The sequence below is a fragment of the Thiolinea disciformis DSM 14473 genome (assembly GCF_000371925.1).
Classification (GTDB): Bacteria; Pseudomonadota; Gammaproteobacteria; order Thiotrichales; family Thiotrichaceae; genus Thiolinea; species Thiolinea disciformis.
Genome location: NZ_AQVE01000003.1, coordinates 69,297 through 81,437 on the forward strand (window position 1 = coordinate 69,297; position 12,141 = coordinate 81,437).

Sequence of the window (12,141 nt, forward strand, 5' to 3'; positions counted from 1 at the left end):
GCCCTATTGCGTATTTCAATCTAGCGTTTCGACTACATCGATATAAACTTTAGCTGTGGCTTTATTGCCATATTTGTCCTCTACTGTATAGGTAAAGGTATGATCTTCACAGTAACCACTACGTGCTGAGTAAATAATTTTTTGTCTATCATCACTAAAGCGCGTAGAGCCGTAAGCCGGAGGCATATCAACCGATACTAACTTCAAGCCATCCCCCACATCATTACTCAACACAGGCAAGGTAAACTCTTTCGTCACATATAAACTATCAGGCAGGTAAAACTTGTAACCAGCTTCGCCATTTTTGCCATCATCGAAAGCAGCCAATGGGGTTGGAGTAAAGGGCGCTGCAACCTGCACAGAAACAGTACCTTCGGCCGTATTGCCCGATTGATTACTAATCCAATATTTAAAGCTATCGGTTCCTACGAAATCTGCTACAGGTGTATAAACCAACTTGCCATTGACTAGAGCAACCGCGCCACCTTTAACACTGACTTTTTCGTAATCCACAATGACAATCTGCTCTTTTTTAGCATCATAGTCATTCGCTAATACATCAACCGTGACCGACTTACCCTGTTCTACCTCAATTTTATCATCTACTACTGCAACAGGCTTATTGCTCGGATCTTTAATAAAAGAACCGGCGCCTGTCCCTAAGGTGCGATAAGTATCAATAGATTGCTTATATTGAATATTATTATGCAACGCTTGACCGACCCAAGCAGGTGGTGAAGGAATAAGCTCTTTGCGCCAAACTACTTGAGGCTGGCTAATCACCCTAACCTCTTCACCGCCAGCCTCCACCACTTTATCGGTATACTGATTTTCGTAAGTCACGTATTCAATATCAACACGGCGATTTCTGTAGCGTGATTCATCTGTATTGGGATACTTTGGCTGTGTCTCACCCAATCCGAGTGCCAATAAGGTATCTTGTTGAAAACCTTGTCCAGCCATAAACGCCCGAACCGCAGCTGCGCGTTTTTCTGAAAGCACTTGATTGGCCTCAGTAGTGCCTAAATCGCAGGTGTTACCCGTAATGCGAATATTACCTTCATAGCCCGTATCGCGAATTCGCGCAATGACGCCGGTTAGACGCTGCTGGGCGGAAGGACTCAGAACCGCTTTGCCTTTTTCGAAGAAGGTATCAGCTTCTAGCTCCATCGTATGCTTGACTAACTTACGCTCAATTTTGGGCGCAGTTTTCTTAACAATCTTTTCCGTCTTGCCCGGAATTTCTACCCGCACACGCCGATAACGTTCAGCAGGCTGATAAACACCTTCACCACCAAACTCATAGCGATAATTCACATTCCCACGCACATCCGTGCCCTTTTCCTCACCCACTAAACCGCCTTGGGCTTTAGTAATTTCAACATTCGCCCCCACACTATGCGGCGAATCAATGAAGAACTTTTCAACATTACCGGTTACGGTCATCTGCGCAGGCTTATCTTCCGAGCTGGCATAATCAGATCCCCATTCATAATCAAAACCGCCTTGAACACGTAATAGAGGATCAGCAAAAAATTTACCAACTCGTCCCCCTACTCCATAGTCATACGCTTTTTCATACACCAATTGTTTAGTATCCGAAGTCTCGCCTACTAAACGCATATCCGACAGACCTTTGCTGACATTAGCTGACCAAAACATATCTTCGCGCTCTTGCCCGTAGCCCACGCTAATTTTGCCGTCTTTGGCAGCATTTTGATCATAAGCCCCGAACACTTTATGCACATAACTGGGCTGCCCACGCTCATCGCTCTGTACCCAGTTATGATTGATTTTTGCGCCCATGCCAGTGAGCTTATCCTCACCACTCTCAGCGGTCGGATTTAAACCAATCCAAGCCTCCCCGCTGGTATTAGAACTTTCACTCGACGAGAAAGTATGCTTCACATCGGCACGGCCTTTATATTCTGTATCGAAACCCACGCCAATACGCGTGTCGCCACCGACATAGTTTAAATTGAGGCTATTCGTTTCTTGTGCTTCATCCCAAAACCCAGATTCGCTTTGACTCAAAGCGCTCGCTTGCTCAGCAGCATTCATATCCTGTTGATGCGTCACGGGAGCCTTAGCGGATGGCTGACCTGCTAGTACTGTGGCGGAAGAAAATAGGATGGGCAGAAAAATCCACCCTAAGGATTTGCCCTTATTCTTGTTCATAGCCCCTAATCTCAACTTATCGTTATTGTTATGTAGCCCGACCGACAAACCTTTTAAACTTTTATGCTGTATACTGTGCAGTATTCAGGCCACAGAATCCTGTGAATGTTGCAGCTAAACGACAAACTACCTGAGTCAGGATGACTCCAAGCTCCTGATTTCAAAGATTTGCATTTATAATGCTACCAGCAGGAATCTTACGAGATGTATGGCAAGTGATCGAATTTTACCTGACGAACGACACTTTAGACTTACAATCATGCCCCAAACACGCAAGGATGGAGCGTGTTAGCTAACTAAGGCGAGTTATAGCCATGATAAAATCATTACAACTCATTCCTTTATTTGGAATTTTGCTATTCATCTATTGGTTTTTTGCCCAAATGAATTATTTTCCAGCACATTTGAACGATGTGCTCTTCACCATTCATCTACCATCCAAGGCAAGCTGGAAACCTACTTGGGGTGATATTTGGGTCTTGACAGGCGTATTAGTTCTATATATTGAAGTTTTTAAAGCGACACGCACGTCAGAAGTGACTATCATTGACCACTTACTATCAACTTGCGTATTAATCGGCTATTTAGTGATCTGGCTGATCTATCCATGGGGAGGAAACTCAGTATTCCTGATTTTATCAGCTATGTCCTTTTTAGACGTAATTGCTGGTTTTACAATTACCATCTCAGCAGCACGGCGCGATTTATCGCTAGGCGGAAAATAATACCGCACCATGTTTGACGCTATTAACTACTACTTTTAAATTATGAGGACAACGGTATGCAGCTATTTTCTAAAAGCCTGATACTCATTACCTTTGTATCAGTGTCCGTCCTAGCTCAAACACATTGGCAAGAGAGCACAGCCAACTTACCTCCTCCTCCGCCTCCGCCGGGCTTCGAAGCGGGGGTCGATCAAGCAGATGCTTTACCACCGCCGCCACCTGGCCCTAGTGAGATGGGAATGGTTGCTGCAAGTGAAGGTAACAATGACTTACCACCTGCTCCGCCCGGCCCTGGACTAGAAAATACTGAAATAGTACCCACAACACCTGATGCTATTGCTAGCGCTCCTACTGAAGAAGCGGATAATGCTTTAATGAATGATGAGTCAGCGGAAGAAAGCGCTGAGCCACGTGATAATGATCAAGATGGGCGCGACCGTGGCAATCGTTTTGGGCGTCATGACGCTGATGAAGAGTATGCGATGGGAGCAGACGAACCTTCCTCCAATCGCGCTGGCGGAATGCGTGCTTTCATGTATCCGATTGATCCTCACTCGGGCGCTACGCCAGAAAGTTTAGGTTATCCACCGGGTGGTGTTATCGTAGCCACCCCAATGCCAGCTGCACCTGCACCGCTCTGGGGCGCTACACCGATGATGCCGCCCATGGCGATGCAGCCTGCTATGCCACAACAGCCAATGATGCCACCCATGGCGATGCAACAGGCTATGCCGCCGATGGCCCCTATGCCTACCCCTGAAGCCCAGCAAGTGCCTCAAGCACCTCAGGCATTGCTAAGCGTTCCACAAGCATCTGCAGCACCTATCTGTGAACCTGAAACTTTAGCCTTAAAAGATAGAACCATTGCTGAGTTACAACATCAATTAGCCCAAACCACCAGCAGTTTACCCGCTTTAGAAGCCAAGCTTAATGCCCTTGCCAATAAGCCTGACTTAACCGTTCCCTTAGCACCACCTGATAATACAGCCATGAAGGAGGCTTTAGCGCTTAAGGACAAAACGATTGCTGAGTTACAAGCGCAATTGGCACAAACGAGCAATAGCTTACCGGTCTTGGAAGCTAAGCTAAATACCTTAATGGATAAACCCGACTTAAGCGTTCCTCTAGCACCCACCGACACTACTAATCCTGTAACCAATGAAACCTTAGCGCTTAAGGATAAAACGATTGCTGAGTTACAAGCACAATTAGCGCAAACGAGCAGTAGTTTACCGGCCTTGGAAGCTAAGCTAAATGCTTTGGCGAATAAGCCCGACTTAACCGTGCCCATGGCACCCGCTGACACTACCGTAGCCAATGAAACCTTAGCGCTCAAAGAAAAGACCATTGCCGAGTTACAAACGCAATTAGCGCAAGCAACTACTCGTTTAAACGAAGAGCAAAATAGGCTCAAAGCGTTAGAAACTGATTTAGCCAACGCCAAACAAGCGAATAGTGAAGCGGCTGCACAAGCCAATACCTTATTACAAGTACCACAAGCTCCAGAGCCTAATTTGGCTGACGAAACCTTAGCGCTCAAGGATAAGACGATTGCTGAATTGCAAAATCAATTAGCGCAAGCGAATAGTCGTCTTCCGGCTCTGGAATCTCAGGTTAATAGCTTAAATGCTCAGCTTGCGGAAAAAGCACAAACGACTCAAGTGTTAGAAGCACGCGTTTTCAGCGCCAAAGAAATGCAGCCGGAGCTGGAAAGCAAATTCCTGAGTTTAGCGACTGATCTTAAGGGTGCACGTGATCAAAGCAGTACATTACAAGCGCAATTAGCGCAACTGGATAGTGAAAATGCTGCGCTGCAAAAACAGATTGCAGAGCGCAAAGCCAGCCAAGAAGCGTTAGCCAATCAGTTACTCGAAAGCAATAAACAGCAGCAAGCGTTGGGTATCAAGCTGAATAGCTTTGAAGCGATTAATCCAGCAGTTGAAAGCCGCATCAGCAACTTGCAACTCGAATTACAAACCAGTGCCGCCAAACAAACGGAGCTGCAACAACAGCTAGCAGCGCAAAAAACGCAGCAAAGCGAATTGGAAGCTCAATTAGCTTCGGGTAAAGAAGCGCAGGCAAAGTTGCAGGCTGATTTAGAAGCAGGCAAAACCGCACAGGCTCAATTACAAACGGAGCTAGAAACCGGTAAAGGCGAACAGGCTAAGCTTCAGTCTGAATTGGAAGCCGGTAAAACTGCACAGTCAAAACTGCAAGCTGAACTGGAAGCAAGCAAAGGCGAACAAGCTAAATTGCAAGAGCAAATTACGGCCAGCCAAGCTCAGCAAGATCAGTTAAACGCGCAGTTGAAAGCTAGTGAATCGCAACGTGAAGCTTTAAATAAAAGCTTACAAGAAGCACAAACCAAAGTGGCACAGCTAGAAAACAAAGTGCCTGAATTAGCGCCCCAAGCACCCCAAACCCTGCTCGAAGCCCCGCAAATGCAGCCTGAGGTGGAAAGCAAGATTACGGGTCTAGCTGTCGAATTAGAGAACAGTAAAAAGCAACAGACTGAACTCAATCAACAGCTTGAAGCAAGCAAAGCAGAAAACACAGCGCTGGCGCAAAACTTGGAAAAAGCTAAAGCTGAAGTGGCTAGCTTACAAACGCAATTGGGCGAAGCCACTAAAGCACGTGATGATTTGGCGGCACAAATTGCAGCTAACCAAGCAGAACAAGAGGCTCTTAGCAAACAATTGGCAGAGCAACAAGCTGCACGCGATGCAGCAGCTAAGCAATTGGCAGAGGCAGAGGCTCAGCAAAAGCAGTTAAATACACAATTAGCTGAACTAGATAGTCAAAAGAACACTTTGACCACGGAATTGAGTACCTTAAAAGAACAGCATCCTGCTATGCAAAATAGCATGTTACAGCTGATTAAGGAGTTAAAAGATGCTCAAATGAGAGAGACGGATCTTAATAAGCAGGTTGAAGAAGCGAGTACCCAGAAAAACGCACTCACTACGGAGTTAGGCACCTTACAAACTTCCTGCTCTACCTTGCAAAGTGATTTGGATGCGAGCAAAGCCAAGCAAGATGAGTTGGCAAAACAATTAGCTGACAGTCAGGCCAAAGAAGGTGAATTGAATACGCAATTGGCTACCCGTCAAGCGGATTTGGAAAAGCTACAAGGCCAAGTGAAAACCTTGGATGAACAAGTGGCTGCTATTCCAGAAATGAATCGTAAGCTAGAAGAGCTCACTCAAAATTACACAACCTTGCAACAAGAAAAGGATAAGTTAGCGAATCGTATTGAAAACGCGAACAATGATAAAGACCTAGATGGTGTGCCAAATGCCGATGATTTGTGCCCGAATTCAGCCGCAAATACCGAAGTGAATACGGTGGGCTGCGCCAAAGCAGAGAATATTAGTTTGAAGGGTGTTACCTTTGAAACCGGTTCGAATCGTTTGACTGAACAATCCCTGCCTATTTTGGATGAGGCCGCCAAAACCTTGGAACGTCATCCCGAGCTAAAGATTGAAGTCAGTGGTTATACGGATAATGTCGGTAATGCAGATAAGAATAAAGCCTTATCTCAAAGCCGTGCGGATGCGGTACGCGACTATTTAATTAGCAAAGGTGTTAAATCAACACTGACCGCTAATGGTTATGGACCAGAAAATCCTATTGCTGATAATGCAACGGCGGATGGTCGTGCGCAAAACCGTCGCGTCGAGCTAAAAATTCAGGAGTAATCTTGGAAGCCTACGCACAGCGTACTAAAAAACGCTTCGGTCAACACTTTCTTCATGATCGAGGCGTTATAACCCGCATGTTAGACAGCTTGGCTTTGCAAAAAACTGACCGAGTCGTGGAAATTGGCCCCGGCTCGGGCGCTTTAACCCTCCCCTTATTACAAATTCTGCCCGAATTACACGTAGTGGAAATTGATCGTGATGTCATTGCTTGGTGGCGCTCACAAACGACACTGGCTGGACGCTTACATATTCACGCCTACGACGCCCTAAAGCTCGACTTAAGCACACTACAAGACGAGACACACCAAGCTTTAAGGATCGTGGGTAATTTACCGTATAATATTTCGACCCCGATTCTTTTCCACTTACTTAGCCAAGCAGAAACGATACGCGACATGCTGTTCATGCTGCAAAAAGAGGTAGTGGATCGGATTATCGCCGAACCAGATACTAAGGATTACGGACGCTTATCAGTCATGATCCAATATTATTGTGATACTAATCATGTGATGGATGTCGGTCCAGGGGCTTTCAATCCACCCCCAAAAGTGGATTCTGCCGTGGTTTATTTACGCCCATGGCAAAAGCTCCCTCATGCGGCAGATCATCCAGAACATTTTGCTCAGCTCGTCGCAAAAGCCTTCTCACAACGCCGAAAAACCCTACGCAACACCTTGAAAGGTATGATCCAAGAGACGCAGTTTAAACAACTGGGCATTGATCCTAGTCGACGTGCTGAAACTTTAAGTGTGGCGGATTTTGTAAATTTAGCGAATTTATCTCCAACCTCAAACTAGCTACTTATTTGAAAGGCCGCTGCGAATCAGAAAAGAAATACATGTTTAGCAATTCGGGTGGCGTCGTTTCCAAGGTATGAGCCACTTTGATGATGGTTGAAACTTTGGCCTCTTTAATATCAGCACGCTTTAATTTGTGCCATGTCTGACGTGATACACCTGAACGCGCCGCAGCACTCGCTACCGACAAATTCATCCTCTCCATCCGTTGGTTAACATATTCTGCAAAATCTAGAACCGACATAAACTCAAGCACTCCCTCTAGCCTGTGGCATCCGCTAGTCTTAAGCAACGTGCTCTAGGCTGCAATCTGTAATTTCACACTCGTTACGCATTAAAAAAGTGCATTTCAGTTGATGAGGTTTCTTCACGTGTCCGTGAAAAACTGGTGAGCCTGATTAGGCTAGGTTTTGTAAACGAATAGTATAGGGAAATGGCGAGTCAGGTTTTAGAGAACCCTTAGGAGCGTAGCTAAGCTGAAGCCAATAAATCTACTACGGCGGCTTCGGATAAACCGCTCACTGAAGCCATCACTGCCACACTCAAACCCTGCGCTTGCATCCCTTGTAGCAATTTGAGCAAAGCTTGTTGCTCGCCTTTGGCAATACCGATTTGCTCACCTTCTTCTCGGCCTTTAACCAAACCTAATTGCTCACCCGCCTCTAAACCTTCCACCCAACCTTCTTGGTGTGCCGTATCATAGGAGTTTTTCAAATCACGATAATATTTAATGCTATCTTCGTAAGCTTTGCGCTCATCGGGACTAAATTGCGCGAGTTGGGCGATGGTAAAGGTGCGGTGAAAGATTTCCTCGTGTAATACCTGTGGAACGCTGTCTAGTTCAGGCAGATGCTTGAATACATACAACCATTTGTCTTGTAGTGTTTCTAGCTGTTCCACGCTTTTTTGAAAACGTGGTAACACCAAGTAGATGAAATTCAGCTTGTCATAAAACACACGATTCAGTTGGTCTTTCAATTGTGCGTGATACAGCACTTCTGATTGTTCATCGTCCATGATGAAATCCAGAATACCAATGGTATACACCGCTTTTAGTTTGTAATCCCAATCGCCACGCTGCGCCTGTTCTTGGATCGCAAAGCTTGAGTAATAAATACTACGATCCTTAAAGAACATCTGTTTGACTTTTTGCAGTTCCACAATGAAGCGTTCACCCGTGTGGCTGATACAATTGAGATCGAAGATCGCTTTACGGTCGGTTTGGGTAATGCCTTGGTATTCATTCTTGGTGTATTGCAAGTCGGCAATTTGATGGCGTTCAGGCAATAGGGTATTGAGAAAGCTAATCAGCAAGTCTTTATGGGGTTCTTCGCCAAACAGTTTTTTGAAACCAAAATCGGTTAGGGGATTGAGGTAAATGGCTTGCATAATTGCTGTCCTTACGCAATTCGTCATAGAGCAAGTTTAGCATGAAATGCTAGGCTTCTCGCAAAACGTGTAAAGCTGCGATTGCTTTGCAAACACCAACTATTTTTTCAGCTCTTTTTTCAAGATAGCAATCCACTCCTTTTTTTCCGCATCCAATTTATTGTCTTGGTCTAATTTTTTCAAAATGGCTAGCGCATCACTGAGTAAGGCGTGTTGTTGCTCAGGTTGGACTTGAGCAATTTTCCAGTAACTCACTACTAAATCGGTTTGCCATTCGACTATATTGGGGTCGATGTCGGCGAGTTTTTTGCGAATGGCAGGGGAATCCTGAAATGACTTGAGGGTGGAGGCGTGGTCGCCATTTTTAATGAGCAAGCAATTGGCACCGCTTCTCACTAAGCATAATGAGTATTTTTTATGCTTAACTATTTGAAAAAATTAGACCGATAAGACCCTGGAAACCTAATAAAACTTTTAAAACAACACGCAAAACCTCATCTACCAAGCATTGAGTTCAAGTTTAGCCAATTGTCCATTAAAGAAAACCATCTATATTTTTAATAGTCGCATTAATTCATCTTTTTCAAGACCATAAAAACATCCTATACAGCTTATAGGAAAACTGTATAAATTATTTAATCTATGTAGAGAAGGTCATCACATGCAACCCTCATATCCAAGCCAAGCTTATGCAACTCCTACGCAATCGCCTTACGGGGCAGCCTTTCCTAGCCCCTATGGTGCTGCAACTCCTAGCATGACTGGAGCGACTGCTCCTACGATGCAGGGCGCTAGCTCCCCTAGCATGTTTGGGGCAAGTAACCCCTACGGCTCTTCTGGCTATACTATTTCTTATCCTGTCCCCTATCCTGTTCCTTATACGGTTCCAAAAGCTCAGCCACGTGAAGAAACCCCAGGTGGCCTAGGTGGCTTACTATCAGGGGCATTAACTGGCTTTACCCTAGGGGGTATGCTGGGTTATAAACCAGGTGGATTAACTGCTTTAATTGGTACTCCAGTATTAGCCATTGCCGGTGGCATTATCGGGTCAATTTATGGTGCTACTAGAAGTAGAGAATATATGAATGACGCAATGGACTTGGCTCCAGCTGCTGCCGGTCTAGCTATTGGTACCACCAACCCCAGTACTATTATCTAATTAGTTATCAGCGGATAAATACACAGCCCCCAAATAGTTTAGGCTATTTGGGGGATTTTTATAGAGCTAGGATTTGAATAAGGCTCTTATGTTTTGTGATACTTAAAATTTAATTTAGATTAAACAATTTTACAGCACCAATCAAATACATCAACTTATCCCGACTAATACCCCCTAATCTTGCGCGTAACTCGTTTAAAAGATTCGAAGCATAGCCATAAGAAATTCCTGTACTATCCTCAATAGCTTTCAGATTCTTGCCCGAAGCCAGATAACGTAAAATTTGAATTTCTTTTGGCCTCAAATTTTGAATAAATGGCATTAAGAACGTATAGTTCAAATCAGAGCTAGCATAATTCATATCATGAAAAATCTGAGAACAAGATAATAATGTAGGTAAACTCTTCGCTTTTAATTTTTCAAAAAGACAATCATTTTCATGACTAATGATACTCATACCGGCAACGCCAGCCTCACTCATCATAGTCGGAATACTGACTGCATTTATAATGCCGTAATCGACACGCGCCAGCTCAATCACCGCAACTTCTTGAGGCAATAAGGCCCCGGAAACTTCGTGTTCACGCCAGTCTAAAGGCTCACGCCAATTTAAGGATGGCGCCACTTTATAATCACGCGCCAAACGCAGCGTGAAATCATGTCTTGCCAAATTTTGCTCAGTATATTGCTGCAAAAAACCTTTTGGAAATTCATTGGTATATAGAAAAATAGGTGGGAGCGATTGATCAAGCTGAATAGAAGGAATAAAAGTATAGCTAGCTGAGTGAAATCCTAGACGATTGACATACTGTTGGTAAATATAAAAGCGCTCCCAAAGTGAGTTGGCGCTATATAACTCTTCTACAAATTGACCAATCAACGTGTGATTGAAAGACGACATAAGACTTACTTTAGCCAGAAAAAGGGGTCTTAATGATAGTAGTAGAGCACTTAATAAATCGCAAACCAAAACTAGAAGATGCTTATTAATTACTCTAAATTAAGACTGACCGTTCTTAATAGCTAAGTAAAAGGACTCTAATTGCGCACTGGCCTGCTCTACTGCTTCCAAAGCTTCTTTTAATTTATAATGATCTGCTGGCATCCAATACCGTGTTTGTAAACGGGTTGGGCGCAAGCCCATGGCCGCCTCATGTGGCTCACAGAATAAATCACCCACACTAGGCTTATTCACCCAATTATCGCCCAAATTTTCCTCAAGCGCATAAAACCAATTGGCCACTTGATACAAGCGCTCTTCTTCAAAATAGCCCACCGGTTTCAACTGCTCAACAAACTCGCGTAATTTCTCATTGTCTTTATGCAAATATTTATAATAATCGACCACATAGAGGGTTTCAGATAAGAATAATGGCCCACCCAGTAAAACCAAGCCTTTGCGTCGTAAAGTACTGCCGGTTTGAACAATTTCTAGACCAACTCCGCCTGTGCTAGATTCGACTACCGCATCTTCCACGTCGTGAACCGCTTCAATATTTAGATTTGGATAGGCCGAGCGAATCATATCCGCATAACGCCCTTTCACATAAACCTTGTCTTTATACTGCTCAAGATGCTTTAAGTGATCAGTGGCTTGATGATATTGCTCGCCGTGTGAGGGTTTTTGACGCGCAATCAGGAAAAATCCAACGATATCTTGAATAGGTCGCCCAACCACAGAGTTCCAACGCGTCAACATCGCCGAACCAGCAATGCGCACTTTCTTTTCTTTAGGCAGATGATAATTATACATACCCCACTTTTTCACCTGCTCGGGGTGAATTAAAGAATGCTGGGTAACGGTTAATAATTCATCTAAGCCAGCTAATGCTAAATCCGCCTCTCCTAAAGACACCAGCGAGGAGCAATTATGTGGTTCGTCACCTTCAAAACGTACAGTAATGTCACCGAACTGACAATCCATTCCCAAAAAACCAAGGCGATAGGGACGATTGTAGCGCTTACGATCCACAAAAATCCCAACATTCGGCGCTTGCTGCATCGCCTCTTGGTATACTTGCAGCGCATCTTCTAAGGATTCGGTTTTCTTATCTTTGCCCTGCTTGATGACTTGTACGAGCTTAGCTAAATGCTCTGCATTGCTAACACCTAACAGAGTTAGCTTGGCGAGAAAATTTTCAAACGTGCGCCCGCTACGAGGAATCGCACAAGAAACATCAATTAAGGACATG

10 protein-coding genes are annotated in these 12,141 nt (G+C 44.5%); 4 read left to right on the plus strand and 6 right to left on the minus strand.

The features are described 5' to 3' along the window. Positions 1-15: 15 nt before the first annotated feature. Entirely contained in the window at positions 16-2,178 is a 2,163-nt protein-coding gene (locus A3IE_RS21830; protein WP_051062466.1) for an Ig-like domain-containing protein, read from the minus strand. A 314-nt stretch (positions 2,179-2,492) separates the two neighbouring features. Between A3IE_RS21830 and A3IE_RS0103235 the strand changes: the two genes are divergently transcribed. The 3 genes from A3IE_RS0103235 to rsmA are packed head-to-tail and all read left to right on the plus strand — an operon-like array spanning position 2,493 to position 7,401. After that, positions 2,493-2,903, plus strand: coding sequence for a hypothetical protein (locus A3IE_RS0103235; RefSeq protein WP_020394148.1), 411 nt, complete (start codon positions 2,493-2,495; stop codon positions 2,901-2,903). A 56-nt stretch (positions 2,904-2,959) separates the two neighbouring features. Then, complete coding sequence (locus A3IE_RS21835; RefSeq protein ID WP_020394149.1) at positions 2,960-6,601, plus strand: OmpA family protein; 3,642 nt, start codon at positions 2,960-2,962, stop codon at positions 6,599-6,601. Positions 6,602-6,603: 2 nt separating this feature from the next. Next, positions 6,604-7,401 (plus strand): 16S rRNA (adenine(1518)-N(6)/adenine(1519)-N(6))-dimethyltransferase RsmA, encoded by a 798-nt coding sequence (rsmA, locus tag A3IE_RS0103245; RefSeq protein ID WP_020394150.1) that lies wholly within the window; start codon positions 6,604-6,606, stop codon positions 7,399-7,401. A 4-nt stretch (positions 7,402-7,405) separates the two neighbouring features. On the opposite strand, the gene A3IE_RS0103250 is transcribed toward rsmA, so the two are convergent. The 3 genes from A3IE_RS0103250 to A3IE_RS0103260 all read right to left on the minus strand — a co-directional run bounded on the left by A3IE_RS0103250 (position 7,406) and on the right by A3IE_RS0103260 (position 9,165). Next, complete coding sequence (locus tag A3IE_RS0103250) at positions 7,406-7,645, minus strand: helix-turn-helix domain-containing protein (protein WP_083900568.1); 240 nt, start codon at positions 7,643-7,645, stop codon at positions 7,406-7,408. A 227-nt stretch (positions 7,646-7,872) separates the two neighbouring features. Further along, entirely contained in the window at positions 7,873-8,790 is a 918-nt protein-coding gene (locus A3IE_RS0103255) for an Rpn family recombination-promoting nuclease/putative transposase (protein ID WP_020394152.1), read from the minus strand. A 99-nt stretch (positions 8,791-8,889) separates the two neighbouring features. Then, positions 8,890-9,165, minus strand: a complete 276-nt coding sequence (locus A3IE_RS0103260; protein ID WP_157832826.1) for a hypothetical protein — start codon at positions 9,163-9,165, stop codon at positions 8,890-8,892. A 286-nt stretch (positions 9,166-9,451) separates the two neighbouring features. On the opposite strand from A3IE_RS0103260, the gene A3IE_RS0103265 reads away from it, so the two are divergent. Further along, positions 9,452-9,949, plus strand: a complete 498-nt coding sequence (locus A3IE_RS0103265) for a hypothetical protein (protein ID WP_020394154.1) — start codon at positions 9,452-9,454, stop codon at positions 9,947-9,949. A gap of 109 nt (positions 9,950-10,058) precedes the next feature. On the opposite strand, the gene A3IE_RS0103270 is transcribed toward A3IE_RS0103265, so the two are convergent. Continuing rightward, positions 10,059-10,829, minus strand: coding sequence for an autoinducer binding domain-containing protein (locus A3IE_RS0103270; protein ID WP_157832827.1), 771 nt, complete (start codon positions 10,827-10,829; stop codon positions 10,059-10,061). Between the two features lie 120 nt (positions 10,830-10,949). Further along, entirely contained in the window at positions 10,950-12,140 is a 1,191-nt protein-coding gene (locus A3IE_RS0103275; RefSeq protein ID WP_020394156.1) for a phosphoribosyltransferase HisG-related protein, read from the minus strand. Between the last annotated feature and the right edge of the window lies 1 nt (position 12,141).

What these genes read in the sequence shown, in the direction of transcription:
- A3IE_RS0103265 (WP_020394154.1), top strand. Translation starts at nt 9,452, where the DNA reads ATGCAACCCTCATATCCAAGCCAAGCTTATGCAACTCCTACGCAATCG.
- A3IE_RS21830 (WP_051062466.1), bottom strand. Translation starts at nt 2,178, where the DNA reads ATGAACAAGAATAAGGGCAAATCCTTAGGGTGGATTTTTCTGCCCATC.
- A3IE_RS0103235 (WP_020394148.1), top strand. Translation starts at nt 2,493, where the DNA reads ATGATAAAATCATTACAACTCATTCCTTTATTTGGAATTTTGCTATTC.
- A3IE_RS0103250 (WP_083900568.1), bottom strand. Translation starts at nt 7,645, where the DNA reads ATGTCGGTTCTAGATTTTGCAGAATATGTTAACCAACGGATGGAGAGG.
- A3IE_RS0103275 (WP_020394156.1), bottom strand. Translation starts at nt 12,140, where the DNA reads ATGTCCTTAATTGATGTTTCTTGTGCGATTCCTCGTAGCGGGCGCACG.
- A3IE_RS0103255 (WP_020394152.1), bottom strand. Translation starts at nt 8,790, where the DNA reads ATGCAAGCCATTTACCTCAATCCCCTAACCGATTTTGGTTTCAAAAAA.
- A3IE_RS21835 (WP_020394149.1), top strand. Translation starts at nt 2,960, where the DNA reads ATGCAGCTATTTTCTAAAAGCCTGATACTCATTACCTTTGTATCAGTG.